The organism is Rathayibacter sp. VKM Ac-2754 (genome assembly GCF_009807095.1).
Classification (GTDB): domain Bacteria; phylum Actinomycetota; class Actinomycetes; order Actinomycetales; family Microbacteriaceae; genus Rathayibacter.
In genome coordinates, this window is record NZ_WUCC01000007.1 from 58,018 (window position 1) to 83,916 (window position 25,899).

The following is a 25,899-nucleotide window of genomic DNA, read 5'->3' on the forward strand; positions in this document are numbered from 1 at the left end:
GCCACCCCACCCGAAGGACACCCCATGCACACGCTCGCCCGCTCCGCCCGCTCGCCCCGCCGCTTCTCGCGGATGGCCGTCGGGTTGGTCGCGGCGGCCGCGCTCGCTGCACTGGGTGCGGCGCCGGCGTCCGCGGCGGAGGCGGCGCCGGGCACGGGCTGGGTGCGCGTGGCTCATCTGTCACCCGACACGAAGTCGGTCGACGTCACCCTGACCGCCCTCGCAGGCGGAGGCGCGGCCTTCGAGCTCGACAACGTCGCGTACGGCGCGGTCTCGCCCTACTGGACGCTGCAGCCGGGCACCTACGTCGTGTCGATGGTCCCCTCCGACGCTCCCGACGGGTCCGCCCCGGTGATCCAGCAGTCCGTCGACGTCTCGGCCGGCACCCCGCTCACCGTCGCCGCTCTCGGCCGGAACGCCGTCCTCAGCACCACCGTCTTCACCGACGACCTGACCGCGCCGGCCGACGGTCAGGCGCGGGTGCGCGTCATCCAGGCCTCGACCACCGCCTCGCAGGTCGACGTCGTCACCACCACCGGAGCGATCCTCGCGAGCGATGCGCAGCAGGGCACGGCGACGCCGTACAAGAACGTCCCCGCGGGGCCCTGGAGCCTCGACCTCAGCACCACCTCGGCCACGGCGAAGGCCGATCTCGACCTCGCGCCCGGCTCGGTCGCCTCGCTGTTCGTCCTCGACGACGCCACCGGCGGTCTCGTCGTCTCGCCGGTGCTCGACTCCGCCGCGGTCGGCGACCTGCCCACCGGCGGCATCCAGACCGGAGGCGGCGCCACGGCCGTCCACGTCTCGTCCGCCCAGCCCCCGGTCATGACGGGCGTCCTCGGCATCGGCGCGGTCCTCGCCCTGATCGCCGCCGCCGTCGTCGTCCTCTCGCGGCGGAGCGCAGCGAGCGGACGCTGATGCGCCGGACACCGGCGGTCGCGACCGTCGCCCTGATGCTGCTGCTCGCGGGCTGCGCGGCGGCGCCTCCGGCCGCGCCTCCCGCCGAGCCCCGCGAGACGACGGCCGCCGTCGCTCCGAGTGCGACCCCCGGTCCGGCCGACGCGGGGGGTCTGCAGGATCCGGTCGCCGGCTCCGCCACCGTGCGCTCGAGTCTCGTGCCCGAGCGCGTGATCATCCCCGCCCTGGGCGTCGACTCGAGCCTCGAATCACTGACCCGCGACGAGACCGGCTGGATCCAGCCGCCCGAGCTCGTCGACGAGGCCGGCTGGTACCGCGACGGCGTGGTGCCGGGCGACATCGGCCCGTCCGTCATCGCGGGTCACGTCGACTCGCGGATCGGGCCCGGCGTGTTCCTGCGCCTGTCCGAGCTCGCCCCCGGCGACACGGTCGACGTCGTCCTCTCGGACGGGAGCACGCGCACCTTCTCGGTCACCGGATCGGTGACGGTCCCGAAGGAGGACTTCCCGACCGAGGACGTCTACGGTCCGACCCCGACCGCGCAGCTGCGGTTGATCACCTGCGGAGGCGTCTTCGACGACTCCTACGGCCACTACGTCGACAACGTGGTGGTCTCGGCCGTGCGCGTTCCGTGAGGAGCGGGTTCCGGCGACTCGCAGCCGTCTCGGCGTTTCGGCGCGTACCCTCCGGGGGTATGAGCACCTCCTGGAAGCGCTGGACCCCGTTCGCCGCCGTACCCCTGGTCGTCGTCGCCGCGGCCGTCGCCCTTCCCCTGTCGGCGAGCGCCGCCGGGGACCTCCCCGAGAAGTCCGCCTCCGAGCTGCTGGCGTTCGTCGCCGAGAACGACGTGACCGCGTTCTCGGGCGAGATCGAGCAGACCTCCGACCTCGGGCTCCCCGACCTCTCCGCCCTCGGCGGATCGACCGGTTCCGACACCGCATCGCCGACCGACTCCCTCCTCGAGCTCGCGACCGCGTCGCACCAGGCCCGCGTCTTCGTCGACGCCGAGCAGGGCGCGCGGCTGCAGATCCTCGACCGCCTCGCCGAGCGCGACATCGTCGCGTCCAAGGGCGACGGCGTCTGGATCTACGACTCCGCCGAGAACACGGCCACCCACATCCTGCCCTCCGGCGACGCGACGGCCGAGGAGTCGGCGCCCGCCGCCGAGGTGCCCACCCCGTCCAGTGCCGCTGAGCAGATCCTGGCGTCGATCGACCCGACGACGAGCGTCGCGGTCGGCTCCGACGTCAGCGTCGCCGGTCGCGACGCCTACGAGCTCGTGCTCACCCCGCGCGAGCCCGGCACCCTGGTCGGCTCGGTCACCATCTCGGTCGACGGCGAGACCGGGCTGCCCCTCGGTGTCGCGGTGACCGCTGTCGGCGGCACGGCCCCGGCCTTCAGCGTCGCGTACTCGAGCATCGACTTCGACGCTCCGGACGCCGCCATGTTCAGCTTCTCGGCCCCCGAGGGCGCGACCGTGACGGAGGAGACGGCCCCCGGCCACGACACCTCCGCCGCTCCCGAGACCGCGGCGCCCGAGGCGAGCGCTCCCACGGACTCCGATGTCACGACCACCGGCACCGGCTGGGCCACCGTCGTCGAGCTCCCCGCCGGCGACGCCGAGTCGCTCGGCGCCCTCGACTCCGTCACCACCGCCGTCGACGGCGGCCGGGTGCTCTCCTCGGCCCTGCTGAGCGTGCTGGTCACCGACGACGGCCGCGTCCTCGCCGGAGCGGTCCCGACCGACGCCCTGCTCGACGCTGCCGCCGGGCGGTGACGACCGGCGAGCTCGCGGTCGAGACCCGCGGTCTCACCAAGCGCTTCGGGCGACAGGAGGCGGTGTCGGGTCTCGATCTGGCAGTGCCGCGAGGAGCCGTCTTCGGCTTCCTCGGCCCGAACGGCTCGGGCAAGACCACGACGATCCGGATGCTCCTCGCCCTCGCGTCGCCGACGGAGGGGAGCATCACGGTGCTCGGCTCGGCCATGCCGCGACGCGCGGCCGACGTCCTTCCCCGCGTCGGCGCCCTGGTCGAGGGCCCGGGCTTCTACCCGTTCCTCTCGGGCGCCGCGAACCTCCGCCGCTTCGACGCGGCCGAGCCCGGCACGTCGTCGCGCACCCGTGATGTCCGCGCGAAGGAGGCGCTCGCCCGCGTCGGCCTCTCGGCCGCGGCCCGCAAGAAGGTCGGCTCGTACTCGCTCGGCATGAAGCAGCGCCTCGGCATCGCCGTCGCCCTGCTGTCACCGCGCGATCTCATCGTGCTCGACGAGCCGACGAACGGACTCGACCCGCAGGGCACGCGCGAGGTCCGCTCGCTGGTGCGCGGACTGAACGAGGACGGCACCACGGTCCTCGTCTCGAGCCACCTGCTCGCCGAGATCGAGCAGCTCTGCACGCACGCCGCCGTGATGCGCACCGGTCGCCTCGTCGCGCAGGGCGGGCTCGACGAGCTCCGCGGCGACGCCGCATCGATCGAGCTGCTCACTCCCGACCCCGAGCGCGCTGTCGGCGAGCTCGCCGCGCGAGGGCTGCAGCCGCGGGTCACGCCCGCCGCGCACCCCACCGATCCGCCGCTCGTGGTCGCCGGGCTCCCCGCGGGCACGGCACCGGAGGCGCTCGTCGCCGGTCTGGTCGCCGCCGACGTCCGCGTGCGCGGCTTCGCGGTCCGCCGGCCCTCCCTCGAGGAGCGCTTCGTCGAGCTGACGGGGGAGGGCTTCGATGTCGAACGCTGACGTCGCGCGCCGGCGCGGTGGCGTCGGCTCGCTGCTCGTCTCCGAGCTCGCCCTGCTCTTCCGCCGCCGACGCACCTGGGCACTGCTGGCCGCTCTCGCCGCCATCCCCATCCTGCTCGCCGTCGCGGTGCGCCTGTCGGGCAGCGAGGGCGGTGGACCCTCCTTCGTCGGCGCGATCGCGGGCAACGGGCTCTTCGTCGGCTTCGCGGCGATCACCGTCGCGGTCCCGCTGTTCCTCCCGCTGACCATCGGCGTCGTCGCCGGCGACGCGATCGCGGGGGAGGCGTCGCTCGGCACGCTCCGCTATCTGCTCGTCACCCCGGTCGGGCGGATCCGACTGCTCGCGGTGAAGTTCGCGGCATCGGTGGCGTTCTGCCTCGCCGCGGCCCTGACCGTCATGGTCGTGGGCATCGTGATCGGCCTCGCCCTGTTCCCGGCCGGCCCCGTCACGCTGCTCTCGGGCAGCACCGTCCCGCTCGGCGATGCGATCGGGCGCGCAATCGCCATCGCGGTCTACGCGGCGCTCTCGCTGGTCGGCCTCGCCGCGATCGGACTCTTCATCTCGACGCTGACCGATGTGCCGGTCGGGGCGATGGCGGCCACCGTGGTCGTCTCGATCGCCGCGCAGATCGTCGGCTCGCTCTCGCAGCTCGACGCGCTGCACCCCTTCCTGTTCACGGACCGCTGGTTCGACTTCGCCGATCTGCTGCGCGACCCGATCGCCTGGGGCTCCCTCGGCGAGAACGCGCTCCTGCAGCTCGCGTACGTCGCGGTGTTCGGCTCGCTGGCCATCGGGCGCTTCACGACGCGCGACGTCCTGTCCTGAGGGCTCCACCACCGAGGCCGCCCTCCCGCGTCGGCGGTGAGGGCGGCCTCGGTGGTCGATCGGGCGTCAGGCCTGGGGTGCGACGCCGAAGCTGACGGAGCCCGACTCGTCGACCTGGGCGTCGAGCACCTTGTCGTCGAGCGCGGCCGAGGCGACGACGTCGAGGAACACGCGCGCGCCGTCCTGCTCGACGACGGCGTCGGTCGTCTCGGGGGCCGCCGCGACGGTGACGGCGAGGTTGCGGGCGTCGAGGTCGTCGCCGCTGATGCGGAGACCGCCCTCCGCGGGCACCTCGGTCTGGCTGGTGATGGTCGTGACGATCGAGCTGGCACTGTCGGTGAGGGTGAGCATCGTGTCGTTCCTTCCGTCCGGGATCGATGAGGGAGCCACGATGCCGAGGTCCCGACCGCATCTCAAGGCGCTTTCCCCGACGCGGAGGCGATGCACACCTCGCTGCAAGGCGCCGCGGTGCCTGCCACACTGACCGGATGCACCCCGCCGACGCCTGCCCCTGCGGAAGCCGCCGCCACTACGCCGACTGCTGCCGGCCCGCGCACCTCGGCGAGACTCCGTCGCCGACCGCGGAGCGCCTGATGCGCAGCCGCTACAGCGCCAACGTGCTCGGCAGCGCCGCCTACCTCCTCGCGAGCTGGCACCCCTCGACCCGGCCGCCGCGGGTCGACCTCGCCGACGACGTGCGCTGGCGGCGGCTGCAGATCGTCGACACGTCGTTCGGAGGCGAGGACGACGAGGAGGGACTGGTCGAGTTCCGCGCGTCCTACCGCTCGGCCCAGGGCGCCGGTCTCGTGCACGAGCGCAGCCGCTTCCTCCGCGAGGACGGTCGCTGGTACTACGTCGACGGCGATCTGCTCGACGGCGTGTGATGCGGCCAGGACCGTCCTACCCTGGAGTCATGGCCAAGGAGTTCCGCAGGGCGGACGACGCGTCGCGCTACGAGCTGCACCTCGACGGGACGCTGGTGGGCGTCCTCGACTACCGCGAGAACGACGAGAGCGTGTCGCTGGTGCGCTCGTTCACCTCGCCGCCGTTCCGCGGGCGCGGGCTGGCGGGCGAGCTCGTGGCCTTCGCGGTCGACGACATCGAGTCCTCCGGCGAGCGCTCGGTCGTGCCGATGTGCTGGTACGTCGGGCAGTGGTTCGACGAGCACCCCGAGAAGTCCGGGCTCCTGAGTCGCGGCACCACGGCCTGAGCGTCAGGTCGTGACGATCGGCTCCACGTCGGCGAGGTCCGGCCCGAGACCTATGTCGACAAGGTGGATCCGGCCCGCGTAGGACGAGCCGGGCGGCAGCAGCAGGCCCGCCTTGATCGCCCCGAACGTCACCGTCAGGTCGGCGCGCAGCACCGTCGGATCGGGCACCGCCCCGTCGTCCGGCCCGATCCCGCTCGGCAGGTCGACCGCCACGACGGTCGGCGGTGACTCGCGCCGGGAGACGTAGTCGATGACGACGGCGACGACCTCGCGAGCCCGACCGCGGAGGGCCGGAGCGGCCGTCCCGATGCCGAGGATCCCGTCCACGATGACGTCGGCCCGGGCGACCGCGGCGGCGAGCGCGTTGGCATCGCCGGCGCTCACGGTGGCGCAGCCCTCGTCGAGCGCGATGGCGAACCCGCGCGGGTGGGCCTTCTCGCCGGTCAGCACGAGGGTCACGTCGCTCCCGGAGGCGGCGATCTCGGCGGCCGCGTAGAGCGCGTCCCCGCCGTTGTTGCCTGGCCCGACCAGCACGAGCACACTGCCCGCGCCGCGCCTCTCGGGCCGGGCGGCGAGAACCGCCCGCAGCTCGCGCGCCAGCCCGCCCGCCGCCCTCTGCATCAGCGGTTCGCGCCGCGCCAGATGCGGCGCCTCGGCGGCCCGCACCTGCGCGGAGGAGTATCCCTCGGCCATCGACCCAGTGTCGGCCTCCGTCGCCGGTTCAGCAACCCGCACGCTGGTCGAGCAGGCGGCGTATCGAGCGGCGAAGCCGCTTCGCGTCAGGGTGGGGAGGGACAAGAGGGCGCCCATCGCCATCCCTGCTGGTCGAGTAGCCGCCGTAGGCGGCGTATCGAGACCCACCAGCGTCAGCAGATCAGGCTTCGGCTCTTGTCTTCTGACGGACGTGGATCTCGAGACGCCCGCTCAGCCGGCTGCGGGCTCGATCAGCGAGGGGTGCGGGGCGCGGGAGGAGGGGGCATCCGCCGTCACGACTCCTGGACCGCGCGGTCCGCCTCCTCGACGATCGACCGCATCGCCCGCTCCGCGGCGGCGGCGTCGCCCTCGGCGACCGCCGTCGCGACCGCGCGGTGCAGGCGCACCGCCTCCGAGTCGGCCTCGCGCGGCATGAGCGCATTGCGCGTGCGCCCCGCCAGGACCTCCGACACCAGATCGGCGAGCTGCGCGAGCAGCGGGTTCCCGGAGGCGCCGAGCAGCGTCCGGTGGAAGAGCGTGTCGGCCGCGAGGTAGGCGGCCTGGTCGGCCGAGTGCGCCTCCGCCGCCATCGCGCGGACCGCCTCGACCAGCGTCGACCGGTGCTCGGGAGTGGCGTTGACGGCCGCGAGCCGTGCCGCCAGCGGCTCGACTCCGAGGCGCAGCTCGCTGAGGCGGTGCAGCTGCAGCTGCCGGTCGGGGCCGTCGAGACTCCACGCGATCACCCGCGGGTCGAGGGCGTTCCAGCACTCCCGGGGCTGCACGCACGTCCCGGCCCGCCGCCGCGAGACGACCAGCCCGAGCGACTCGAGGACGCGGACCGCCTCGCGCATCACCGAGCGCGAGACTCCGCTGCGCTCGGCGCGATCGTCGGCGCTGAACGCGGTGCCGGGCGCCAGCTCGCCGCGCACGATCTGCGACCCCAGCTCGTCGAGGATCGAGGAGTGCAGAGAGGGCGACGGCGCGGTCATGCGATCAGTATTCCGGACGGAGGGTGGCGATCCGCCTAATCGTCCGACATAATCGAGCAGCAATCTGGTTATGTCGGACATATTGTCCGCGAACCGTCGGACCGACCAAGGACGCTCATGACACCGACTCTTCCCACTCTGCTCCGCGCCGCGGGCGAGACCGAGGCCGCGACCACGGCACCGCAGGGGCAGCTCATCGCCGCCGCGATCCTCGGCATCGCGGTGATCGTCGTGCTGATCACCTGGCTCAAGCTGCACCCGTTCGTCGCCCTGCTGATCGGCGCGCTGACCACGGGACTCGTCGCCGCGATGCCGGCCGCCGACGCCGTCGCGAGCTTCGCGCTCGGCTTCGGCAACACGATGGGCGGCGTCGGCATCCTGATCGGCCTCGGCGCGATGTACGGCAAGCTCCTCGCCGACTCGGGCGGCGCCGACCGCATCGTCGACACCCTGGTCGCCCGCGCGAGCACGCGGGCGCTGCCCTGGATGATGGGCTTCGTCGGCGCGCTGATCGGCCTGCCGATGTTCTTCGAGGTCGGACTCGTCCTCCTCATCCCGGTCGTCATCCTGGTCGCCCGCCGCAGCGGACTTCCGCTGATGACGATCGCCATCCCGACCCTCGCCGGCCTGTCGGTCATGCACGGCCTCGTGCCGCCGCACCCGGGCCCGCTGGTCGCGATCGACGCGCTCGGCGCCAACCTCGGCGTGACGCTCGCGTTCGGCGTCCTCGTCGCGATCCCGACGGTCGTCGTCGCAGGCCCCCTCTTCGGCCGCCTCGCCGCGAAGTGGGCGCCGGTCGAGACTCCTCCGCTCTTCGGCGAGGGTGCGGGAGACGCCCGCGCGCACCGCCCCGGCTTCGTCGCGGCCGTCGCGAGCATCCTGCTCCCCGTCGTGCTGATGCTCGGGAAGGCCGTCGCCGACATCGCGGCGCCCGGCTCGACCGACGCCTGGAAGGCGCTCCTCGACTTCCTCGGCACCCCGACCATCGCCCTCGCCATCGCCCTGCTCGCCGGCTTCGTCCTGCTCGGCCGCGGCGGGCGGATGGACCGCGCCGAGCTGCAGACCTCGCTCTCGAGCGCACTCCCGCCGATCGCGGGCATCCTGCTGATCGTCGGTGCGGGCGGAGGCTTCAAGCAGGTCCTCGTCGACACCGGCATCGGCAGCGTGGTCGCCCAGCTCGCCGAGGGCAGCGGCGCCTCGGCCCTGCTGCTCGCCTGGCTGGTCGCGGTCGTCATCCGCGTCGCCACCGGCTCCGCGACCGTCGCCACGGTGACCGCCGCGGGCATCCTGCAGCCCCTGACCGAGTCGATGGACGGCCCGATGGTCGCCCTGATGGTGCTGGCGATCGGCGCCGGCTCCGTGTTCCTCTCGCACGTCAACGACGCCGGCTTCTGGCTCGTCAAGGAGTACCTGGGCCTCAGCATCGGGCAGACACTGAAGACATGGACCGTGATGGAGTGCCTCGTGTCGGTGACCGGTCTCGCCGGGGTCCTGATCATCGGGCTGTTCGTGGGGGGTCTGTGATGGCCCGCGACAGCGCAGGCACCGTCCGCGCGATCGTCGTGATGGGCGTCTCCGGCAGCGGCAAGTCGACCGTCGCCGCGCTCCTCGCGGGGCAGCTCGGCTGGAGCTTCCTCGAGGGCGACGACCTGCACCCCCAGGCCAACGTCGACAAGATGGCGGCCGGCACTCCGCTCACCGACGACGACCGCGCGCCGTGGCTCGCCGAGATCGCCCGGACCGTCGACGAGCGGATCGAGGCGGGCGGCTCTGTCGTGATCACCTGCTCGGCGCTGCGCCGGCGGTACCGCGACGTCCTGCGCCGACCCGACCTGGTCTTCGTGCACCTGTCGGGCTCGCGCGACGTCGTCGCCGGCCGGCTCGCCTCGCGCCTCGACCACTTCATGCCGAGCACGCTGCTCGACTCGCAGTTCGGCACCCTCGAGCCGCTCGGTGACGATGAGCGGCACCTGACCGTCGACGTCGGTCGCCCCCCGGAGGAGGAGGTCGCCGAGATCGTCGAGACGCTCGGCCTGCGCTGAGCGCCGCTAGGGCCTGTTGGACACGAGACCGCCGTCGCGAGCACGGTCTGATCGTGCGAGATGCAAGGAGCGGATCGAAGGCCCATGCGGGGCATGGGACGAGATTCGCGACGCCGCAGATCGTGCGATCAGGCCGAGCGGAGCACGCGGGATCGTGTTCGACAGGCCCTAGGCGAGCAGCTCGGCGAGGTCGGCGACCGGCAGGTCGAACGCCGCGGCGACGGCCTCGTTGACCACGCGTCCGTCGTGCGTGCTGAGCCCCTTCGCCAGTGCCGGATCCGCCGCCAGGGCGCCCTTCCAGCCGCGGTCCGCGAGCGCGACGACGTAGGGGAGCGTCGCGTTGGTCAGGGCGCGGGTCGAGGTCTCCGGCACCGCGCCGGGCATGTTCGCCACGCAGTAGTAGACGCTGTCGTGCACGGCGAAGACCGGGTCGTCGTGCGTGGTCGGGCGCGAGCCCTCGAAGCAGCCGCCCTGGTCGATCGCGATGTCGACCAGCACCGAGCCGGCCTTCATGGTCGCGACCATCTCGTCGGTGACGAGCTTGGGAGCCTTCGCGCCGGGGATGAGGACGGAGCCGATCACGAGGTCGGCCTCCCTGATCTGCGCGGCGATCTCGTAGGTCGAGGAGGCGCGGGTCTGGATGCGGCCGTCGAAGCGGTTCTCGAGCTCGCGGAGCCGGGGGAGCGACAGGTCGACGATCGTCACGTCGGCGCCCATCCCGAGCGCGTTCGCCGCGGCGTGCTCGCCCGCGACGCCTCCGCCGATGACGACGACCTTCGCCTTGGGCGTGCCGGGCACCCCGCCGAGGAGGGTGCCGCGCCCGCCCGCGGCGCGCATGAGGTGGTAGGCGCCGACGGTGATCGACAGGCGTCCGGCGACCTCGCTCATCGGCGAGAGGAGGGGGAGCTGGCGGTTCGGCAGCTGGACGGTCTCATAGGCGATCGCGGTGGTGCCGGCGGCGAGCAGCGCCTCCGTGCACGCGCGGGAGGCGGCGAGGTGCAGGTAGGTGAAGAGCACCTGGCCCGAGCGCATCCGCGGGTACTCGGCCTCGATCGGCTCCTTGACCTTCAGCACGAGGTCGGCCTCGCTCCAGACCTCGTCGGCGTCGGCGGCGATCCGGGCGCCCGCCGCGACGAAGTCCTCGTCGGACAGCCGGGAGCCGAGGCCTGCACCCGACTGCACGAGCACCTCGTGCCCGCGACGCACCAGCTCGTGCACGCCGGCCGGTGTCGCGGCGACGCGGTTCTCGTTGTTCTTGATCTCGGTGGGGATGCCGATGCGCATGACGACTCCTGTCCAGTCGAACCGCCGGTCGGCGGTCGGCGCCGATCCTGCGCCGGCACTGCCCCTATCGTGCGAAGATCGTGTTTCCTGCAGGTGACGTTCCGCAGGATCGTTCGATTCGGTCTCCTCTTCCGCAGGATCGCCGATGCAGAGGCAGGAGACCCGCGTGCGAGCGAAGGATCTGCACGACCTCGGCGACCTCGACACGGTCGACCGCGCGCTGGTGCGCCTGCTCCGCGCCGACGCCCGCACGCCGAACAGCCGCCTGGCCGAGCAGGCGGGCATCGCCCCGTCGACGTGCGTCTCGCGCGTCCGCTCCCTGGTCGACCGCGGGATCATCACGGGCTTCACCGCCGAGCTCGACCCGGCGGCCCTCGGACTCACGCTGCAGGCGCTGATCAGCGTCGGCATCCGGGTCGGTCAGCGACAGGCGATCACGCGGTTCGCCGACGAGATCCGGGCCCTCCCCGAGGTGGTGCAGCTGTTCTTCCTGGGCGGCTCCGAGGACTTCATCATCCACGTGGCCGTCCGCGACTCGAACGACGTGCGCGACTTCGTCGTGTCGAACCTGTCGGCGCACCCGGCGGTCGCCTCGACGCGCACGAGCATCGTGTTCGACCATCACCGCAAGGGGCCTGCCGTCCCGGAGTAGGGCCGGGTCACCAGGCGTAGATCCGGGAGATGATCTCGGGTCGAGGGTGCTGAGACGGCCCCGGGAAGCTGATGACGACGGGCAGGCCGTCCGGTCCTTCGCCCTCGACCAGGGTGAAGCCGTCGAGCTCTCGGCGCGAGACCCGAGTCGACCTCTCGCGCAGCAGCTCCTCGCAGCGATCGAGCTCGGCCGGGTCGGATGCGGTCCAGATCAGGTACTGGATGCCGACGGCGCCGAGCGGGTGCTGGTCGCGATCGCCGACGGCGCGGAGGTAGAGCTGGTCCTTCTCCGGTCCGACGAGCAGCGCCGCTGACGGGGTCCGCACGGAGGTCCGTGCGGTGAGCAGCTGCTCGTAGAAGTGGACGCTGGCGTCGAGGTCGGTCACGAACATCACGGCGGAGGCGAGCTTCACGGCCTGATCGCCCCGACCACGGCATCGGGAGCCGCGACGCGCACGGTACAGCCCGCCGGGATGATGGCGACGGCGGTGTGCATCCGCATCACCACCGCGTGGTCGGTGCTCTCACCGGCGCTGGTGCGGGAGAGATCGTCCGTGCCCAGCACGAGGAGGCCGGCGCCGCCGGCGGTCGCGAGGAGACCCTGCACCGTCTCACCGTGCGCGAACCGGAGGGTGACCGCGAGGCCGGGATACCGCTCTCGGAGGGGCGCGATGACGCCGGCGGCCTCGAGTCGCCTGCCGTCGAGCTCCTCGTCGAACCGGCCCGCGGGAGCGTCGGCCGCGTCCTCCTCGACCGGGTGCAGCCGCCAGCTCCGCGCGACGACGAGCGATTCGGAGCGGCGATCGGCCTCGGCGGCGGCGAACTCGAGCGCGGCCTGCGACGCGGGCGACCCGTCGAACCCGATGACGAAGCCGGGGGCGCCGTGACGAGCGTCGATCGGCACGATGACGACCGGGACGACGCCGCGCTGGCTCAGCGCCATGCCGAGCGAGTGCTCGAAGCGGCCGGGGTGCTCGTTGCGGGTGTCGGTTCCGACCACCAGGAGCGAGCCGTCCCGGCCGCGTCGTTCGAGCTGCTCGACGGGGTCGCCGTGCAGCAGCTCGGCGGTGAAGCGGATGCCGGAGCGGTCCTGCTGGAGCGTCGCGGCGAGGTCGTCGAGTGCGGCCTTCGAGAGAGGGCGCTCGTCGGACGGCCCCGCGACGTGGCAGAGGATCACGTGGCGGTCGAGCAGGTACTCGCGGATGATGGCCCAGTCGAGGGCGGTGCGGGCGGCGGCGGTGCCGGTCCAGGCGACGAGGGTGGTCATGGCGGTCTCCTTCGTGGTCGGCGGATCAGTCGGTGGAGAGCGCGTCGATCGCCACGGTGACGCGCGCAGTGTGCCCGAGCAGCGCACCCCGCGCGCGGGCCCGGTCGAGCTCGGAGGGGCGGGGAGGGCCGTCGACTCCACCGTGCGCGCGTCCCAGCCCCCGGACCAGGGCCGTTGGTCCCGAGATCGAAGCCCGTCCGGGGCCGTGCACCGACGTGCGTCGAGCCTCCGGTGCGCGGTTCGGCACGACCGCGGGACGTTCGGCCCTGTCAGCGTCACCCCGCGCGGGTGACGCTGGAGTGAGCCGGATCCGGCTGCCAGCAAGGGATGCCTGATGAATGCACAGCTCGTCGTCGGATGGGACGGCTCCGCTTCGGCGCGACACGCGCTCGCGTGGGCTCTGGCGCAGACCTCTGAGGAGGCGCAGGCCCGGGGACTCCTCCTCGTCGAGGTCGTCGACGGCCTCGATCGCTTCAGCGGCACCGACTTCAGCGCTGATCCGCGGGCCGCCGAGGCCGTCTCGCTCGAGACCGCGGCCGCCGACGCCGAGCGCGCGCATCCCGGCTCGCGGATCGACACCCGCCTCCTCACCGGCGACCCGGTCGAGCAGCTCGCGCGTCTCGCCGGACCGGACACCCTCCTCGTCGTCGGAGACCGCCGGCGCACCGTGCTCCCGATGCGGGGCGCCTGGAGCGTCGGCGCCCGGCTCGCCGCTCGCGCCGCAGGGCCCGTCGCGATCATCACCCACGACGCGCCGAGCGACGGGACCGGCGTCCTCGTCGGGATCGACGACTCCGACGACGCTCGCGCCGCCCTCGAGTTCGCGGCCGGCTGGGCCGCGCGCACCCGGCAGACGCTGCACGTGCTGCACGCCTGGCGCACCCCGTTCCTCTGGAACGACAGGGTCCCGCACGCGATCCTCGTCGAGGAGGTGGCGGCGCAGCACGCCGAGCTCCTCGCCGACGCGGTCGCCGAGGCGCGGAGGCTGCACCCCGGGCTCGTCGTCGAGGGCATCGAGGTCGACGGAGTCGCCGCCCGCACGCTCCTCGAGGCCGCTCCCGGTCGCGCGCTGCTCGTCGTCGGCGACGGAGGAGTCTCGCGCCTCGAGCGGATGCTGATCGGCTCCGTCGGTCACGACATCCTCGTGAATCTCGCGGTTCCCACCGTGATTATCGGGCGGAAGACCCGCGCTCCGAAGCCGAAGCCCGTCGCCGCGGCGCCCGCGCCGCTGACGGCGCCGACCAGGACGATCGTCGCGTGGGGCGGCGACGAGCCGTCCCGGACCGCCGTCGAGTGGGCCCTGGCCCGCCAGGCCTCCGGCAGCGTCGAGGTGGTCATGATCGCAGACGAGTCGGCCGGCGTCCCCGACCCGGCCGCCGCCGCCGAGGTCGTCGCACTCGACGAGCGCGCCGTCGACCGCCTGATCGAGCAGGTCGGGAGCACGGACGTCGTCCTGCACGGCCGCGTGGTGCGCGGCTCCGTGCTGCACACCCTCGCCGGTCTGACGGATTCCGACACCCTCCTGGTCGTCGGCACCGAGGACCGCGAGGGTCCGCGCCTCCGCTTCGGCCTCTCGGTCGGCGCGCACCTGCCCGCTCTCGCCCGAGGACCGATCGCGATCGTCCCGCGCACGGTCGACTCGTCGCTGCGCGGAGTCGCGGTCGGAGTCGACGGCTCGGCGGCGTCGAACGCGGCGATCGTGGTGGCGGCCGCCGAGGCCGCGCGCCGCGACGAGACCCTGCACCTGGTGCACGCGTGGACGGAGCCGGCCCTCTACGACAGCACGTTCCTCCTCGACGGCGAGTTCATCCGCTCGCTCGAGGCCGACCACTGCGCGATCCTGCACGCGGCGGAGCAGGTGGCCCTGCTGAGCGACGTGCGGATCGAGACCCATCTGGTCGGCGGCGACCCGGCCCACGCCCTCGCCGAGATCAGAGCGGCGATGATCGTGATCGGTACCCGCGGGCTCACGGGATGGCGCCGCCTCCTGCTCGGATCGGTCAGCCGCGACCTGATCCTGAATCTCGACGCCCCCCTCATCGTGGTACGGCATCCGGAGGCCGCTCGGTCGATCAGCAGCCTCGTCCGCGACCGGGCGGTGTCCGCATGAGCGTCCTCGACCTCCCGTCGATCACCTGGCCGTCCCGCACTCCCGAGCCCCTGTCCGAGCGCACGCTCGATGAGCTGGACGCGTGGTGGCGGGCCGCGAACTACCTCTCGATCGGGCAGATCTACCTGCTCGACAACCCGCTCCTGCGCGAACCGCTCGCGGCGGAGCACATCAAGCCGCGCCTGCTCGGGCACTGGGGGACGACTCCGGGGCTCACCTTCGTCTACGCGCACCTCAACCGGGTGATCCGCGAGCGCGATCTGAACGCGATCTTCGTCACCGGGCCGGGACACGGCGGCCCGGGGATGGTCGCCAGCACCTACCTCGACGGCACCTACAGCGAGGTGTACGACGACATCGACCGGAGTGTCGACGGTGTCCGGAAGCTGTTCCGGCAGTTCTCGTTCCCCGGCGGCATCCCCAGCCACGTCGCCCCCGAGACACCGGGCTCGATCCACGAGGGCGGCGAGCTCGGCTACTCGCTCTCGCACGCCTACGGCGCCGTGTTCGACAACCCCGACCTGCTGGTCGCGGCGGTCGTCGGCGACGGCGAGGCCGAGACCGGACCGCTGGCGACGAGCTGGCACTCGAACAAGTTCATCGACCCGCTGCACGACGGCGTGGTCCTGCCGATCCTGCACCTCAACGGGTACAAGATCGCCAACCCGACCGTCCTCGCCCGCATCCCCGAGCGCGAGCTCGAGCAGCTGATGCGCGGTTACGGCCATACGCCGTACCTCGTCTCCGGAGGCTTCGACGGCGAGGATCCGCGCGCCGTCCACCGCCGCCTCGCCACCGCGATGGACCTGGCGCTCAACCAGATAGCCGAGATCAAGGCGGATGCCCTGTCGGGTCGCCTCGACGGTCGGCCCGCGTGGCCGATGATCATCCTCCGCACGCCGAAGGGCTGGACGTGCCCGCCGGTGATCGACGGTCTGCCCGCCGAGGACAGCTGGCGCTCGCACCAGGTGCCGCTGGCGAACGTGCGCGAGCGGCCCGAGCACATCGCCGTTCTCGAGGGGTGGCTGCGCTCCTACCGGCCCGAGGAGCTCTTCGACGAGGCCGGCGCCCCGATGCCGCTCGTCACCGCCCTCGCGCCGGTCGGTGAGCGCCGGATGAGCGCGAACCCCGTCGCCAACGGCGGACTGCTGCGGAAGCCGCTGCACCTGCCCGACTTCCGCGACTACGCCGTCGACGTGCCCTCGCCCGGAGCGACGACCAGCTCGGCGACCACCGTGCTCGGGACGTGGCTGCGCGACGTCATCGTCGCCAACCCGCACGACTTCCGCATCTTCGGACCGGACGAGACCGCGTCGAACCGGCTGCAGGCCGTCTTCGAGGTCACCGACAAGCAGTGGGACGCCGAGGTGCGGGTCGCCGACTTCGACAACCACCTCGCCCGCTCCGGCCGGGTCGTCGAGATGCTGAGCGAGCACCAGTGCCAGGGCTGGCTCGAGGGCTACCTGCTCACCGGCCGCCACGGGCTGATCAACTCCTACGAGGCGTTCGTGCACATCGTCGACTCGATGGTCAACCAGCACGCGAAGTGGCTGAAGTCCTCGCGCGAGATCGCGTGGCGGCGGCCCGCCTCGTCGCTGAACTACCTGCTCAGCTCGCACGTCTGGCGGCAGGATCACAACGGCACCTCGCACCAGGACCCGGGCTTCATCGACCACGTGATGAACAAGAAGTCCGGCATCGTGCGGGTCTACCTGCCGTTCGACGCGAACACGCTGCTCTCGACCTACGACCACTGCCTCCGCTCGGTCGACTACATCAACGTGGTCGTCGCCGGGAAGCAGCAGGAGGCGAATTGGCTGTCGATGCCCGAGGCGATCGAGCACTGCACGCGGGGCCTGGGCATCTTCGCCTGGGCCGGCTCCGAGGTCGCGGGGGAGGAGCCGGATGTGGTTCTCGCCTGTGCCGGCGACGTCCCGACCCTCGAGGTGCTCGCCGCGGTGGCCCTGCTGCGCGCCGAGGTGCCGACGCTGAAGGTGCGGGTCGTGAACGTCGTCGACCTGATGCGCCTGCAGAGCGAGGGCGAGCACCCGCACGGGCTGAGCGACGCCGACTACGACGCCGTGTTCACGACCGACAAGCCGGTGGTCTTCGCGTACCACGGCTATCCGTGGCTGATCCACCGGCTCACCTACCGCCGCCACGGGCACGCGAACCTGCACGTGCGCGGCTTCATCGAGGAGGGCACCACGACCACGCCGTTCGACATGGTGATGCTGAACGACCTCGACCGCTATCGACTCGTCCTCGATGTGCTCGACCGCGTCCCCGGTCTCGCCGCGCGCGAGGCCGTGTTCCGCCAGCGGATGCAGGACGCGCGCCTCGAGGCCCGCGCCTACACCCGCGCGCACGGCGAGGACATCCCCTCCGTCGCCCAGTGGAGCTGGACGGGGAGCGGACCGCAGGGCGCGACGTACCATCGCGCCGACGTGCTCCCGCACGAGCACGAGGCGGCGGAGCGCGCGGCACAACTGCAGTGATCCGGTGCGGCGAGACTCCTCGCTCGGGTGCGGCTCGGGGAGTCGGCGGTACGGCTCGCTGAAGGCGCGCTCGAGTGTCAGAACGGTGGCGGTGCGTCGACGAAGCGGGGTCGCGGGGGAGGATCCGGTGGGCCCGGGAGGACGACGGCGGGTCGAGTGGTGACCCGGCGGCCCGTCGGCGTGGTCCACTCCGCGGTGCCGTCGGGATGGAGGCGGTAGGTCCAGCGGTCGCCGTGGCGGACGTGATGGTGGGCCATGCAGAGGGAAGCCAGGTTGTCGAGGGCTGTCTCGCCCCCGTTCCGCCACTCGACCGTGGGGTCGGCCTCGCTGGTGGAGGCGGGCCGAGTGCAGCCGGGGAACCGGCAGGTCCGGTCCCGCAGCTGCAGGTGGAGGCGCATCCGCGGCGGTGGGACGCGGTGCGTCCGTCCCACGGAGGCCACGGTGCCGGTGTCCGGGTCGGTCAGGATCCGGGTGAAGGAGGCGCCGACGCCGACCAGCTCTCGGGCGATGCCTGCGGGAACGAGGCCGTACCCGTCGAGGTCGGCCGGGGCGTCATCGGCTCCGGAGGCGGTGCTCGCGGCGAGCGTGAGCCGCACCTCGGCCCGCACGCCCGGTACGAACGTCGGCGAGGCCGTCGGCCCGTCGGCGTTCGGGGTGGTGCCGGCGATGTCGCCGTCGCAGAGCAGGTCGGCGAGCGCGTCGGCGCGCAGCTGGGCGAGCGTGCGGTCATCGCCCGAGCTCTCGCCGTCGCGGAGCGACCGGGCGATCCGGTCGAGGCGGTTGTACGCGCCCATCGCTTCAGGCGCGGGCAGCAGTGCGCAGAGCGTCGCCATCCCGTCGATCTCCGGGCTTACCCACACCGCTCGATCCTGCCGGGCGCGGACGTGCCGCACGGCGAGAGGCTCGTCGTGAAGGGCGTCCCTCATCCGCGCCACCGCGCGGCGCAGCTGGGTCGGAGTCCTCGTGAGCGCCATCTCGACCGCACGCTCGTCCAGCGCGCCGCGGGATGCGGCCGGAAGAGAGGCCGCGGCGTCGCAGATCACCTCGACCGCCTCCCACAGCAGCCGGCCCTCGGCGAGCGCCGCCCGCGTGCGGGGCAGGTCCTCGAACAGCAGCTGCGCGAGCTCGAGGGTGCGCGTCACGGCGCGCTCCGTCATCCCCTGGCCGACCGCTAGCTCGGCGCGGATCGACCGCTCGAACAGCTCGTGCGACTCGTTGCGCGACAGGCAGCCGCCCCGGGCGAACGCCTCCGGGATCTCCGACGCCACACCGTAGGCGAGGTGCAGCGCCGCCGCCCGCGCGTACAGCATCTGCGCGGACGTGAACCCCGCACGTGCTGCGAGCTCGGTGAGCGACTCGATCGCACCGAGCCGCTCCGCCACCTCCGGCGAGCTCTTGTCTTCGTCATTCATACGAGTATTGAACCAGGGACCTCCGACACGGAACCGCCCTCACGGCCGGAACCGGACGACCCGCCCGCGATCAGCGCCTGTGGAGGAGCCTCGGGGCCCCGTGACTGATCGCCGGTGATGCCCGGGCGCCCGCACCCGGAACGAGGTCCCGACCGCCGACCGTCGCGGCCCTAGGCGGGGACGACGACAGTCGGCCCGGCGAGGTTCATCAGAACGTCGTGCGTCGTCCGTCCGACCGCCCCGTCGGCGCCCTGCCCGCTCGACGCGGCGAGGACCACGAGAGCACTCGTGGGGGAGGCGTCGGCGAGCGCTACGGCGGCCGGCAGCCGCACCGAGCGCAGGCGGACGCTCAGGCCCGGTGCCGTCGCGATCGCGAGATCCCGAGCGGCGGAGAGGAGGAGGTCCGAGCGATTCGCCGCGTCGACATCGAGGCCGGACACCGCCGCGCTCTCGTCCCCGTGCACGAGGATCAACTCCTCATCGAGCGCCTCGGCCTCCGCCGCGGCGAACCGGACCGCCCGGTCGCTCGAGGGCGCTGCGCCGACCCCGACCGTCACGCCGTGCCGCGCCCGGCCCGACGACTCCGGGATGATGGCGACCGGGCAGAGCGCACCGGCGACGAGGCACAGGCTCTGCGACCCGAACACGCGCCCGCGGAGGAATCCGGTCTTGTGGCTGCCGACGACGACGATCGCGGCGCCGGCGGAGGCGGTGATCAGCTCCTCCATCGCGTCACCGTCGACCCCGAGCCCGCGCACCGCCGCGACGCCGGGGTGGGATCGGGCGGTCATCACCGCACGGTCGAGGAGGAAGGCGCCGCGGGACGCATCGCCACTCTTCGACACGTGCAGGAGCTCCATCCGCAGGCCGAGACGCGCGGCGCGCTCGATCGCCCAGTGCGTCGCCGCATCGCTCGGCCCAGACCCGTCGACCCCGACGAGAACCGTCTGTGACATCGCGTCACCTCCTGCCTCGAGCCTGGACGGAGCGCGCGGCTCTGCCCAGTGCCGAACGTCCCGCCCAGATGTCGGTCAGCCGTCGATGTGCCACTTCCATTAGTGGATCGCGCCTGATGCGAGGAGGGTGGGGAGGAGTCAGGTCAGCCGACCGAAGGCGGAGCGGAGCAGTCATGCCCCATCTCGACCCCTCGTCCCTCCCCGGACAGGACGGGATCCCGTGGGCCGACGGGACCTCCGGCCGACTCCGCGCCCTCCTCCGCGCCAACCGCGCTGTCGTCGAGGACATCGATCTCCCCGCGGTCCTGCGCCGCATCGTCGACGCCGCCGTCGAGCTCGTCGACGCCCGCTACGGAGCGATCGGCGTCATCGGGAGTGACGGATCCCTGGACGAGTTCATCCACGTCGGCATGGATCCCGAGCGGGTGGAGGCGATCGGGCATCTGCCCGAGGGCCACGGCCTCCTCGGCGCGGTCATCAGCGATCCGCACCCGATCCGGGTCGCCGATCTCGGCGCCGACGCCCGCGCTCACGGATTCCCGGCGGCGCACCCCCCGATGCGGTCCTTCCTCGGGGTGCCGATCCGCGTGCGTGACCAGGTGTTCGGCAACCTCTACCTCACCGACGCCCGCGCCGGCGCATTCACCTCGAACGACGAGCACCTCGTCATCGCGCTCGCCGCGACGGCCGGAGTCGCGATCGACAACGCCCGCCTCTTCGCCGAGACCCGGATGCGGCAGCGCTGGGCGCAGGCCGCCGCCGAGATGACCGCGGCGGTCCTCGCCTCGGACGGTGACGACGTCATCGGCCTGGTCGCCGCCCGCATCCTCGACCTCGCCGACGCCGATCTCGTCGGCGTCGTCTTCCCGACCGAGGATCCCGAGCAGCTGCGCGTCGGCGTCGCCCGCGGCGACGGGGCCGAGGCGTTCCAGGGCCGGCTGATCCCGGCACGCTCCTCCGTCTCGGGCAGCGTCTTCACGGGCGGACAGCCGCGCGTGCTCGACCACCTGTCGACGTCCACGAGCGGAGGGATGCCGACCTCCGGCGGTCCTGTGCTCGCCGTGCCCCTGATCGCCGCCTCCCGATCGCTCGGCGTGCTCGTCGTCACCCGGCGCACGGGCCGTCCCGTCTTCACGACGGCCGATCTCGAGATGGTGTCCGACTTCGCCTCCTACATCAGCGTCGCGATGGAGCTCTCGTCGGCGCGCGCCGATCAGCAGCGGATGGCGCTCCTCGAGGACCGCGGCCGCATCGCCCGCGACCTGCACGATCACGTCATCCAGGAGCTCTTCGCCACCGGCCTCGATCTCCACCAGGCCGCCGGAGCGCTGCCGCCGGGACGCGCGGCGTCGAGGATCGAGCGCGCCGTCGAGAGCCTCGACGAGAGCATCTCCCACATCCGCACGGTCATCTTCGCCCTGAACGCGAGCAGCGACGACACCTCGACGGTCCGGCACCGGATCCTCGACCTGGCCAACGAGCTCTCCTCCGTCCTCGTGCGCACCCCGAACATCAGCTTCGCGGGCGCGGTCGACCTGCTCGTCGTGGACGAGCTCGCGGACGACGTGGTCGCCGTCGGCCGCGAGGCGCTCACCAACATCGCGCGGCACGCCGAGGCCAACATCGTCACGCTGCACCTCACCGCCGCCGACGGCGTGATCGTCCTCGAGATCAGCGACGACGGTCGCGGGTTCACCGGCGGCACCGGTCGGCGCAGTGGCCTCGCCAACCTCCAGCAGCGAGCGGAGGCGCGCGGAGGCACCTTCACGATCACCAGCGTCCCCGGCGACACCCGCGTGCGCTGGAGCGTCCCCTTCCCCCCGACACCCTCATCGGAGACCCCATGACCCGCGTCTTCCTCCTCGACGACCACGAGATCGTGCGCCGAGGTCTGGCGGAGCTCCTCGGCTCCGAGCCCGACCTCGAGATCGTCGGCCAGACCGGTACCGCTGCCTCGGGGCTCCGCGAGATCCTCGCGCTGCGGCCCGATGTCGCCGTGCTCGACGTCCGGCTGCCCGACGGCAGCGGGATCGACGTGTGCCGCGACGTGCGCTCGCGCGACCCGCGCATCCGCTGCCTGATCCTCACCGCGTACGACGACGACAAGGCGCTCTACGCCGCCGTCATCGCCGGCGCCTCCGGCTACGTGCTCAAGGACATCCGCGGCAAGGGGCTCATCGACGCCGTCCGTTCCGCCGCCGTAGGCGACATCCTCCTCGAACCGGCGGTCGTCGCCGCCGTCACGGCACGCCTGCGCGGAGAGCACGCCGTCGACCCGCGCCTCGCGGGCCTCAGCGAGCGCGAGCGGCAGATCCTCGCGCTGATCGCCGACGGCCTGACCAACCGGCAGATCGGAGTCGAGCTCTCCCTCGCCGAGAAGACCATCAAGAACTACGTCTCGAGCGTCCTGAGCAAGCTCGGCCTCGAGCGGCGCACCCAGGCGGCGGTGCTGCAGACGGAGCTGCGGCCTCCCTCGTCCGGCTCGTCCGAGCGTCCCCGCCGCGATCGATCCGCCACGAACAGTTCGTCCTGAAGCGGATGCATCGACCGTTGGTGACGGATCGGTCTCGTCCCACGGGAGAGTGACGCCGCCGTCAGGACGCGTCGCCGATCTGCGGCCGCACGAGGATCTTCACCGCGGTCTCCTTGTGCTTGATCAGGGTGTCGAAGCCTCCGGCGATGAGTCGGTCGAGCGGGATGCGCGCGGTGATGGAGGGCTCGAGGTCGACTTTCCCGGACTGCACGAGGGCGATCGTCGCGGGGTGGTCGTCCACGTAGGCGATCGTGCCCCGCAGGTCGATCTCCTTGAGCACCAGCTTCTGCATGTCGATGCTCGCCCTGGTGCCCCAGATCGACACGTTGACGATCACGCCCGCCGGCTTGACGGCGTCGATGAGCTGGTCGAGGACGGCGTTGATGCTCGAGCACTCGAAGGCGACGTCGACGCCGTTGCCGTCGGTCAGCTCGTGCACCCGGGCGAGGAGGTCCTCGGTCATCGGGTCGATGACGACGTCGGCGACTCCGGTCTCGCGCGCTTTCGCCTGGCGGGCGGCGCCGGGCTCGGACATGATCACCCGGACACCTTCGGCCGTGAGCACCGCGGCGAGCAGGAGCCCGATCGGCCCCGCTCCTCCGATGAGAGCCGTGTCGCCGCGCTGGGCGCCGCTGCGGGTGAACGCGTGGTGCCCGACGGCGAGCGGCTCGATCAGTGCGGCCTGGTCGAGGGGGATGTCGCCGATCGGGTGCACCCAGCGCCGGTCGACGACGACCTTCTCGCTGAGTCCGCCGCCGCCTCCTGCGAGCCCGATGAAGCCCATGTTCGTGCAGAGGTTGTAGTGCCCGGCCAGGCACGGCGCGCAGTGCCCGCAGACGAAGTACGGCTCGACCACGACGTTCGCGCCCACCTCGAGATCGGTGACGCCCTCGCCGAGCGCGGTGATCGTGCCGCTGAACTCGTGTCCCATCACAACAGGCACCTGCTCGTGCGTCAGCGGGTGGGGGTGTCCGGCGGGCGGGATGAAGATCGGGCCCTCGAGGTACTCGTGCAGGTCGGTGCCGCAGATGCCGCACCAGGCGACGTCGATGGCGACCGCTCCGGGGCGCAGAGCGGGCTCGGCGATGTCGTCGATGCGGATGTCGTGCGGGCCGTGGAAGCGTGCGGCTCTCATGGGGTTCTCGATTCGGTTCGTGGGGGTGGAGGCGGGCTCAGTAGGAGGTGACGACGAGGTCGTTCTGGAGGTGGGTGATGCTGGGGGAGGACCAGGCCGCGCGCTCGGCGGCGCGGCGCTCGGGCCAGCTGCTCACGGTCCCGCTGAGGGTGAGGCGGGTGCCGTCGAGACGGGCTTCGATCCGCCCGGCGTCGACCGTCGCGTCGCGCACGAGAGCCTCGCTGATGCGCTGCAGGGCGTCGGTCGCGGACGGCCGTGCGCGCAGCGTGATCACCGAGGTGACGTCCTCGACGCCGTTCACCCGGGCGACGGCCTTGCGTGCGCTCTCGCGTTCGTAGTCCCAGTGCACCTCACCCATCAGGACCACGGAGCGGCCGTGGATCTCGGCCTTCACCGTCTCGGGGACGAACACCTCACTCGTCAGAGCGCCCTGGACGCTCTCGGCGAAGTCGGTCTCGTTGATCGTGAGGGACCGCTCGGAGCGCACCGCCAGCTCGTCCACCAGGGTGCGGACGCCGTGCACGCGCAACGCGGCGCGGCAGGCGGAGAGCCGTTCGACGTAGGTCCTGACCTCGCCGGAGAGAGTCACGGCTCCGTGCTCCACGGCGACGCCGATCTGCGCGGCGTGGACACCGGAGGTCCAGTTCAGCTCATCCTGGACGGCGATCTGGATCATCTGGTCGGTGCGTGCGGGGGCTTCGGAAGTCATGGCGGTCGGGTTCTTCTCCGCCCGCGATCGGGCATCGCGGAGACGGCTCACGATCGTGCGATGCGCTCGTGCCGCCGCTCCTGCCTCCGACGCTAGGCATCCCGCCGGAGCGGTCCCAGGGCCGAAGGTCCCGGGACGTTCGCCTCTACCTCCGGCACCACCGCCCGCGCAGACTCGGTCGCGGAGCTCCATCGCCGCACCGCGCGGCACCGGGGCGGAATCGAGCGTCATGAACGCGCCCATCGTCGTCGGGCTCTCCGACTCCTCCCACAGCCGCGCCGCCCTCGACTGGGCGCTGCACCGCGCGAAGCTCTCCGGCACCCCCGTCCTCGCCGTGTTCGTGTCCGACACGGACGCCGCCGCCGGCCACCCCGGCGCGGCCACGATCCAGGCCGCGCACGGCGAGGTCGTCCTCGCCCGCGACGCGTTCGGCTCCGCGTCGAAGGCGCCCGACATCGCCGTCACCACCGCCCTCCGACGCGGCCGCCCGGTCGACGTGCTGACCGAGGACGCCCGCGGTGCCCGGATGATCGTCGTCGGCACCCACGACCACCGCGACGGATCCGAGACGAGCACCCGGCACTCGCCCGCCGTGGATCTCGCCGCCCGCTCCACTGCCCCTGTCGCAGTCGTCCCGCTCCCCGAGTCCGGTCATCACGGCGGCGTCCTCGTCGGCATCGACGGGTCGCCGGCCGCGCACGCCGCTGTCCTCTTCGCCGCCCGCGACGCAGCGGAGCTCGACGAGCCGCTCACTGTGGTGAACGTCTGGACACCGCTGCAGGCGTGGGTCCCCGGCTTCGTGCCGGACCAGGGCTTCTACGACCTGCTCCGCACCGCCAGCCTCGACATGCTCGCTCTCGAAGTCGCGGCCGCTCGCGAGCAGTTCCCCGAGCTCACGGTGCGCAGCACCTCCGAGACAGGCGACCCCGCGACCGTCCTCACCCGCCTCGGGAAGGACGCCCTCGAGATCGTCGTCGGCGCCACCTCGCGTCACGGCCTCCAGCGCCTGCTCCTCGGCTCCGTCGCCCACGACATCCTCCGCGGCGCCTCCCGTCCCGTGATCGTCGTCCCCGACCCCGCCGTCTCGTCAGCGGTCTGAAATCGTCGAGAGGATCCAGGATGACCTCCACCACGGATCCGACTCCCGGCGCGCATCGCGACGAACCTCACGGCGGGGCGATCCAGGCGCGGCTGAACCGGCTGCGCGCCGGCGTTCTCGGCGCGAACGACGGCATCGTGTCTGTCGCATCGCTCGTCGTCGGAGTCGCCGGAGCGACCACGCAGACCTCTGTTCTTCTGACGGCCAGAGTCGCCGGAGTCGTCGGTGGCGCGATCTCCATGGGCCTAGGAGAGTACGTCTCCGTGAGCAGTCAGCGCGACAGCCAGCGCGCCCTGATCGCGAAGGAGCGCCGCGAGCTCGCGGAGGATCCTGTCGCAGAACTGGTGGAACTCGCCGGGCTCTACGAAGCCGAGGGTCTCAGCGCGACGACGGCACGACAGGTCGCGTCGGAGCTGACCGAGCACGATGGTCTTGCTGCGCATCTCGAGACCGAGCTCGGGCTCTCCGAGGAGACCGTCGCGAGCCCGCTCCAAGCAGCCGGCGCGTCAGCACTCGCCTTCACGATCGGCGCACTGCTCCCGCTCCTCGCGATCCTGCTGCCGCCTGCAGAGTGGCGGGTCCCCGCCACCTTCGCCGTCGTGCTTCTCGCCCTCGCGCTCACGGGGTACGTCAGTGCCCGCATCGGCGGCAGCCCGCCGCTGCGTCCCACGGTGCGGGTGGTCGTCGGGGGCGCGCTCGCTCTCGCGGCGACGTTCGCCATCGGATCGTTGGTGGGGACCTCCGGCGCCGTCTGACCGACGCACGCGCGGCGCGTTCGCAGGGAACTTCTTCCCCTGCTTCCGATCGCCGGCTGATCCGACCCGCCGAAGAGGTGCT

The 25,899-nt window shown here is 72.5% G+C and carries 26 protein-coding genes; 16 read left to right on the plus strand and 10 right to left on the minus strand.

The genetic code is table 11. The features are described from left to right. Positions 1 to 24: 24 nt before the first annotated feature. The 5 genes from GRS92_RS13010 to GRS92_RS13030 are packed head-to-tail and all read left to right on the plus strand — an operon-like array spanning position 25 to position 4,474. On the plus strand, positions 25 to 918 hold the full coding sequence (locus GRS92_RS13010; protein ID WP_159857067.1) for a DUF4397 domain-containing protein: 894 nt from the start codon (positions 25 to 27) through the stop codon (positions 916 to 918). After that, positions 918 to 1,553 carry a class F sortase gene (locus GRS92_RS13015; RefSeq protein WP_159857068.1) on the plus strand — a complete coding sequence of 212 codons (636 nt, stop codon included), beginning with the start codon at positions 918 to 920 and terminating at the stop codon, positions 1,551 to 1,553. Before GRS92_RS13010 ends, GRS92_RS13015 begins: the two co-directional genes overlap by 1 nt. A gap of 59 nt (positions 1,554 to 1,612) precedes the next feature. Further along, a complete protein-coding gene (locus tag GRS92_RS13020) occupies positions 1,613 to 2,695 on the plus strand; it encodes a LolA family protein (RefSeq protein ID WP_159857069.1) in 1,083 nt (360 codons plus the stop codon). Beyond that, positions 2,692 to 3,648 carry an ABC transporter ATP-binding protein gene (locus tag GRS92_RS13025; protein WP_159857070.1) on the plus strand — a complete coding sequence of 319 codons (957 nt, stop codon included), beginning with the start codon at positions 2,692 to 2,694 and terminating at the stop codon, positions 3,646 to 3,648. Before GRS92_RS13020 ends, GRS92_RS13025 begins: the two co-directional genes overlap by 4 nt. Continuing rightward, positions 3,635 to 4,474, plus strand: coding sequence for an ABC transporter permease (locus GRS92_RS13030; protein WP_159857071.1), 840 nt, complete (start codon positions 3,635 to 3,637; stop codon positions 4,472 to 4,474). Before GRS92_RS13025 ends, GRS92_RS13030 begins: the two co-directional genes overlap by 14 nt. Positions 4,475 to 4,540: 66 nt before the next feature. Here the strand turns inward: GRS92_RS13030 and GRS92_RS13035 are convergent, their stop codons facing one another. Next, positions 4,541 to 4,825 (minus strand): hypothetical protein, encoded by a 285-nt coding sequence (locus GRS92_RS13035; RefSeq protein ID WP_159857072.1) that lies wholly within the window; start codon positions 4,823 to 4,825, stop codon positions 4,541 to 4,543. Between the two features lie 137 nt (positions 4,826 to 4,962). On the opposite strand from GRS92_RS13035, the gene GRS92_RS13040 reads away from it, so the two are divergent. Beyond that, positions 4,963 to 5,358, plus strand: coding sequence for a YchJ family protein (locus tag GRS92_RS13040; protein ID WP_159857073.1), 396 nt, complete (start codon positions 4,963 to 4,965; stop codon positions 5,356 to 5,358). A gap of 29 nt (positions 5,359 to 5,387) precedes the next feature. Then, entirely contained in the window at positions 5,388 to 5,684 is a 297-nt protein-coding gene (locus GRS92_RS13045) for a GNAT family N-acetyltransferase (protein ID WP_159857074.1), read from the plus strand. A 3-nt stretch (positions 5,685 to 5,687) separates the two neighbouring features. Here the strand turns inward: GRS92_RS13045 and GRS92_RS13050 are convergent, their stop codons facing one another. Next, positions 5,688 to 6,377, minus strand: coding sequence for an NAD(P)H-hydrate epimerase (locus tag GRS92_RS13050; protein WP_159857075.1), 690 nt, complete (start codon positions 6,375 to 6,377; stop codon positions 5,688 to 5,690). A 293-nt stretch (positions 6,378 to 6,670) separates the two neighbouring features. Next, positions 6,671 to 7,366, minus strand: coding sequence for a FadR/GntR family transcriptional regulator (locus GRS92_RS13055; RefSeq protein WP_159857076.1), 696 nt, complete (start codon positions 7,364 to 7,366; stop codon positions 6,671 to 6,673). Positions 7,367 to 7,483: 117 nt separating this feature from the next. Here GRS92_RS13055 and GRS92_RS13060 point away from each other — a divergent pair, with 117 nt between their 5' ends. Continuing rightward, entirely contained in the window at positions 7,484 to 8,890 is a 1,407-nt protein-coding gene (locus GRS92_RS13060; RefSeq protein ID WP_159857077.1) for a GntP family permease, read from the plus strand. Beyond that, entirely contained in the window at positions 8,890 to 9,408 is a 519-nt protein-coding gene (locus GRS92_RS13065) for a gluconokinase (protein ID WP_159857078.1), read from the plus strand. Before GRS92_RS13060 ends, GRS92_RS13065 begins: the two co-directional genes overlap by 1 nt. 168 nt (positions 9,409 to 9,576) lie before the next feature. On the opposite strand, the gene ald is transcribed toward GRS92_RS13065, so the two are convergent. Then, entirely contained in the window at positions 9,577 to 10,692 is a 1,116-nt protein-coding gene (gene ald / locus GRS92_RS13070) for an alanine dehydrogenase (RefSeq protein WP_159857079.1), read from the minus strand. Positions 10,693 to 10,837: 145 nt separating this feature from the next. Here ald and GRS92_RS13075 point away from each other — a divergent pair, with 145 nt between their 5' ends. After that, on the plus strand, positions 10,838 to 11,344 hold the full coding sequence (locus GRS92_RS13075; RefSeq protein ID WP_159857080.1) for an Lrp/AsnC family transcriptional regulator: 507 nt from the start codon (positions 10,838 to 10,840) through the stop codon (positions 11,342 to 11,344). Between the two features lie 7 nt (positions 11,345 to 11,351). On the opposite strand, the gene GRS92_RS13080 is transcribed toward GRS92_RS13075, so the two are convergent. Together GRS92_RS13080 and GRS92_RS13085 are read right to left on the minus strand one after the other, a co-directional pair. Next, on the minus strand, positions 11,352 to 11,756 hold the full coding sequence (locus GRS92_RS13080) for a VOC family protein (protein WP_159857081.1): 405 nt from the start codon (positions 11,754 to 11,756) through the stop codon (positions 11,352 to 11,354). Beyond that, the gene (locus GRS92_RS13085; RefSeq protein ID WP_159857082.1) at positions 11,753 to 12,610 is read right to left on the minus strand and encodes a universal stress protein; all 858 of its coding nucleotides are present in this window, start codon (positions 12,608 to 12,610) and stop codon (positions 11,753 to 11,755) included. The genes GRS92_RS13080 and GRS92_RS13085 overlap by 4 nt, the downstream gene beginning before the upstream one ends. A gap of 334 nt (positions 12,611 to 12,944) precedes the next feature. Here GRS92_RS13085 and GRS92_RS13090 point away from each other — a divergent pair, with 334 nt between their 5' ends. Together GRS92_RS13090 and GRS92_RS13095 are read left to right on the plus strand one after the other, a co-directional pair. Continuing rightward, positions 12,945 to 14,720, plus strand: coding sequence for a universal stress protein (locus GRS92_RS13090; protein ID WP_159857083.1), 1,776 nt, complete (start codon positions 12,945 to 12,947; stop codon positions 14,718 to 14,720). Beyond that, positions 14,717 to 17,218 (plus strand): phosphoketolase family protein, encoded by a 2,502-nt coding sequence (locus tag GRS92_RS13095; RefSeq protein ID WP_159857084.1) that lies wholly within the window; start codon positions 14,717 to 14,719, stop codon positions 17,216 to 17,218. The genes GRS92_RS13090 and GRS92_RS13095 overlap by 4 nt, the downstream gene beginning before the upstream one ends. A gap of 77 nt (positions 17,219 to 17,295) precedes the next feature. Here the strand turns inward: GRS92_RS13095 and GRS92_RS13100 are convergent, their stop codons facing one another. Continuing rightward, positions 17,296 to 18,630 (minus strand): HNH endonuclease signature motif containing protein, encoded by a 1,335-nt coding sequence (locus GRS92_RS13100; protein WP_159857085.1) that lies wholly within the window; start codon positions 18,628 to 18,630, stop codon positions 17,296 to 17,298. 170 nt (positions 18,631 to 18,800) lie between these two features. Next, positions 18,801 to 19,586: a universal stress protein gene (locus tag GRS92_RS13105; protein WP_159857086.1), complete on the minus strand. Its 786-nt coding sequence runs from the start codon at positions 19,584 to 19,586 to the stop codon at positions 18,801 to 18,803. A gap of 173 nt (positions 19,587 to 19,759) precedes the next feature. On the opposite strand from GRS92_RS13105, the gene GRS92_RS13110 reads away from it, so the two are divergent. Together GRS92_RS13110 and GRS92_RS13115 are read left to right on the plus strand one after the other, a co-directional pair. After that, positions 19,760 to 21,433, plus strand: coding sequence for a sensor histidine kinase (locus GRS92_RS13110; protein ID WP_159857087.1), 1,674 nt, complete (start codon positions 19,760 to 19,762; stop codon positions 21,431 to 21,433). Then, complete coding sequence (locus GRS92_RS13115; protein ID WP_159857088.1) at positions 21,430 to 22,119, plus strand: response regulator; 690 nt, start codon at positions 21,430 to 21,432, stop codon at positions 22,117 to 22,119. Before GRS92_RS13110 ends, GRS92_RS13115 begins: the two co-directional genes overlap by 4 nt. A 61-nt stretch (positions 22,120 to 22,180) precedes the next feature. On the opposite strand, the gene GRS92_RS13120 is transcribed toward GRS92_RS13115, so the two are convergent. After that, positions 22,181 to 23,254, minus strand: coding sequence for a 2,3-butanediol dehydrogenase (locus tag GRS92_RS13120; RefSeq protein WP_159857089.1), 1,074 nt, complete (start codon positions 23,252 to 23,254; stop codon positions 22,181 to 22,183). A gap of 37 nt (positions 23,255 to 23,291) precedes the next feature. Continuing rightward, positions 23,292 to 23,963 carry a BON domain-containing protein gene (locus tag GRS92_RS13125; protein ID WP_159857090.1) on the minus strand — a complete coding sequence of 224 codons (672 nt, stop codon included), beginning with the start codon at positions 23,961 to 23,963 and terminating at the stop codon, positions 23,292 to 23,294. A 229-nt stretch (positions 23,964 to 24,192) separates the two neighbouring features. On the opposite strand from GRS92_RS13125, the gene GRS92_RS13130 reads away from it, so the two are divergent. Next, positions 24,193 to 25,062 carry a universal stress protein gene (locus tag GRS92_RS13130; RefSeq protein WP_159857092.1) on the plus strand — a complete coding sequence of 290 codons (870 nt, stop codon included), beginning with the start codon at positions 24,193 to 24,195 and terminating at the stop codon, positions 25,060 to 25,062. 20 nt (positions 25,063 to 25,082) lie between these two features. Then, positions 25,083 to 25,817, plus strand: coding sequence for a VIT1/CCC1 transporter family protein (locus GRS92_RS13135; RefSeq protein ID WP_159857094.1), 735 nt, complete (start codon positions 25,083 to 25,085; stop codon positions 25,815 to 25,817). Positions 25,818 to 25,899 lie beyond the last annotated feature (82 nt).

Coding starts and splice junctions, on each gene's coding strand:
- GRS92_RS13010 (WP_159857067.1), top strand. CDS start 25: ATGCACACGCTCGCCCGCTCCGCCCGCTCGCCCCGCCGCTTCTCGCGG.
- GRS92_RS13015 (WP_159857068.1), top strand. CDS start 918: ATGCGCCGGACACCGGCGGTCGCGACCGTCGCCCTGATGCTGCTGCTC.
- GRS92_RS13020 (WP_159857069.1), top strand. CDS start 1,613: ATGAGCACCTCCTGGAAGCGCTGGACCCCGTTCGCCGCCGTACCCCTG.
- GRS92_RS13030 (WP_159857071.1), top strand. CDS start 3,635: ATGTCGAACGCTGACGTCGCGCGCCGGCGCGGTGGCGTCGGCTCGCTG.
- GRS92_RS13035 (WP_159857072.1), bottom strand. CDS start 4,825: ATGCTCACCCTCACCGACAGTGCCAGCTCGATCGTCACGACCATCACC.
- GRS92_RS13040 (WP_159857073.1), top strand. CDS start 4,963: ATGCACCCCGCCGACGCCTGCCCCTGCGGAAGCCGCCGCCACTACGCC.
- GRS92_RS13045 (WP_159857074.1), top strand. CDS start 5,388: ATGGCCAAGGAGTTCCGCAGGGCGGACGACGCGTCGCGCTACGAGCTG.
- GRS92_RS13050 (WP_159857075.1), bottom strand. CDS start 6,377: ATGGCCGAGGGATACTCCTCCGCGCAGGTGCGGGCCGCCGAGGCGCCG.
- GRS92_RS13055 (WP_159857076.1), bottom strand. CDS start 7,366: ATGACCGCGCCGTCGCCCTCTCTGCACTCCTCGATCCTCGACGAGCTG.
- GRS92_RS13060 (WP_159857077.1), top strand. CDS start 7,484: ATGACACCGACTCTTCCCACTCTGCTCCGCGCCGCGGGCGAGACCGAG.
- GRS92_RS13065 (WP_159857078.1), top strand. CDS start 8,890: ATGGCCCGCGACAGCGCAGGCACCGTCCGCGCGATCGTCGTGATGGGC.
- ald (WP_159857079.1), bottom strand. CDS start 10,692: ATGCGCATCGGCATCCCCACCGAGATCAAGAACAACGAGAACCGCGTC.
- GRS92_RS13075 (WP_159857080.1), top strand. CDS start 10,838: ATGCAGAGGCAGGAGACCCGCGTGCGAGCGAAGGATCTGCACGACCTC.
- GRS92_RS13085 (WP_159857082.1), bottom strand. CDS start 12,610: ATGACCACCCTCGTCGCCTGGACCGGCACCGCCGCCGCCCGCACCGCC.
- GRS92_RS13090 (WP_159857083.1), top strand. CDS start 12,945: ATGAATGCACAGCTCGTCGTCGGATGGGACGGCTCCGCTTCGGCGCGA.
- GRS92_RS13095 (WP_159857084.1), top strand. CDS start 14,717: ATGAGCGTCCTCGACCTCCCGTCGATCACCTGGCCGTCCCGCACTCCC.
- GRS92_RS13100 (WP_159857085.1), bottom strand. CDS start 18,630: ATGAATGACGAAGACAAGAGCTCGCCGGAGGTGGCGGAGCGGCTCGGT.
- GRS92_RS13105 (WP_159857086.1), bottom strand. CDS start 19,586: ATGTCACAGACGGTTCTCGTCGGGGTCGACGGGTCTGGGCCGAGCGAT.
- GRS92_RS13110 (WP_159857087.1), top strand. CDS start 19,760: ATGCCCCATCTCGACCCCTCGTCCCTCCCCGGACAGGACGGGATCCCG.
- GRS92_RS13115 (WP_159857088.1), top strand. CDS start 21,430: ATGACCCGCGTCTTCCTCCTCGACGACCACGAGATCGTGCGCCGAGGT.
- GRS92_RS13120 (WP_159857089.1), bottom strand. CDS start 23,254: ATGAGAGCCGCACGCTTCCACGGCCCGCACGACATCCGCATCGACGAC.
- GRS92_RS13125 (WP_159857090.1), bottom strand. CDS start 23,963: ATGACTTCCGAAGCCCCCGCACGCACCGACCAGATGATCCAGATCGCC.
- GRS92_RS13130 (WP_159857092.1), top strand. CDS start 24,193: ATGAACGCGCCCATCGTCGTCGGGCTCTCCGACTCCTCCCACAGCCGC.
- GRS92_RS13135 (WP_159857094.1), top strand. CDS start 25,083: ATGACCTCCACCACGGATCCGACTCCCGGCGCGCATCGCGACGAACCT.